Consider the following 1,796-nt stretch of genomic DNA (forward strand, 5'->3'; position numbering starts at 1 on the left):
GGCGTGTAAGGAAGGTTATAGACCAATAGGTGATAATGTATAGCCCCTCGTTTCTGAAACTCAATTACAGCAGTGTATTTTAGTTTTATTTTTAAAGTGTAATTCAGCCTTTGGATAAACTTTTTGAAGTTATAGTTAGATTGTTTTATGTCCTGCATGTTTTCAGCATATGTAAGTGTGAAAAATTTCGGTTGCTCGTTCCACGCATTTGCATTGGCATTTGCTTGGTTAAACACTTGCTTCCTTGCACGATATAACACATCAGACCTGTTCTTCATCTTTGTTTCAGCATCATTTATCCAATCATGATCAGACTGTTTTTTCCTACCAGCATTTTCACGAACTGCATCTTTACCTGTTGCTACCTCTTTCTCGTAGCTCAATAATTCCCATACACCGCCACTTTTTATTAGTTTGTGACGATACCTCAATTATAAAATACCTCTCTTCCTTGTCTAAATTTTTCTGCTTATTAATCGCTATAATCAAGTTAAGTAAGAAACAGAAATAGCGATTAAATATTAACCTATTTTTCTATCAGATTTAAACGGAAATATAAATCCTAAATCTACTAGAATTGTACCACTAAATTCGCCGCAGCCGGTTATTACTTTTCTATCAACTCCTGAAATTTTATAAAAGAATCCTGGTTGCAAAATGATAGTTTGTTTTAGTGCGTGTAATGTAACCACCATTACTTTTGTGTCTTCGGTTTTGTAATAAGAAATATTAAACATGTGCTCGTCCTCTTTTCTTGTTTTTTTAGTTGCGCTTCACCATCACCACTGCGTAGATCTACTCCATGAATCCTTGACTCGGAACCTTTGCGACCCAGATTACTTGCCACCGTCGCCACCTTCTAGAAATCTTTAATGTGGCAAACCGAACTAGGTTATCAGAGTCGCCTTTCCAAGTAAAGGAACCGCTACGCTTTCACTACGTAGAACTACTCCGTTAAAACTCTTTATCGTCTTTATATTCGCTCAGTATGTATGAAATCAAAGCGTTGACCGACATACCTCTCTTTTCAGCTTCTTTTTTTAACCATTCGTGTAGGTCTTCAGTAAGCCTTAGAGAAAAAACCGCTTTTCCCAATAACTTCACCTCCTTATGGTATCATTATAGTATCAAAGTGGTATCATGTCAATACCATAATGGTTAGTGTTATTTCTCTCGGTCTTTTATAAATAAAATAAATCCGCCTTGCGGTGTCGGGGGCCCCAACTGGAGTCACCCCACCCACACGCAAAAGGGCGGATTTTATATTTTCAAGGAAATTAAATAAGGACCCCATTATAGGAGTCCCATTGTCAAAGTTTGAACACTTTACCCGCTATTAGAAAACGGTAAAGTCATAGTATTTTTATTTTCTATGTGTTAAAATAGCGCTGTTAACTTTTGCGATTTAAGTTAATTTGTATCTTATGAATATTGCCTAGATATTCATTTTCATAGTTTTTGGAATATGTTATATATTCGTCATGAGACTTTAGCAGAGTCTCTTTTTCTTTTTCCGTCAAAATATACTCTTCAGGCTTCTTTAACCCTCTACTCGAAAAATAAGACTTCTCTCCAAGTAATCTTTCGTCAATATTATCCTTTATCATATATTTCGTTATATAAGCCCCTACATTGTCCACGTGGTCTATTTTATTTATTTTAACAAACCCATGACCCCAGATGTCCGATAGAACGTCTACAGGCGTGTAAGGAAGGTTATAGACCAATAGGTGATAATGTATAGCCCCTCGTTTCTGAAACTCAATTACAGCAGTGTATTTTAGTTTTATTTTTAA

Annotated in this window: 3 protein-coding genes; all 3 read right to left on the reverse strand. The window is 35.8% G+C overall.

All coding sequences use genetic code 11. The annotated features are described in order from the left end of the window. Nucleotides 1-431, reverse strand: a 431-nt coding sequence (locus ABTY20_RS35210; protein WP_502991962.1) for a rolling circle replication-associated protein, incomplete at its 3' end; no start/stop codon positions are given. Between the two features lie 523 nt (nt 432-954). Further along, nucleotides 955-1,104, reverse strand: coding sequence for a toxin-antitoxin system HicB family antitoxin (locus ABTY20_RS35215; protein WP_350502499.1), 150 nt, complete (start codon nt 1,102-1,104; stop codon nt 955-957). 287 nt (nt 1,105-1,391) lie between these two features. Continuing rightward, on the reverse strand, nt 1,392-1,796 hold a 405-nt coding region (locus tag ABTY20_RS35220; RefSeq protein WP_352001210.1), incomplete at its 5' end, for a rolling circle replication-associated protein.

The sequence above is a fragment of the Streptomyces sp. NPDC126497 genome (assembly GCF_040302425.1).
In the GTDB taxonomy this organism is placed as follows: Bacteria; Actinomycetota; Actinomycetes; order Streptomycetales; family Streptomycetaceae; genus Streptomyces.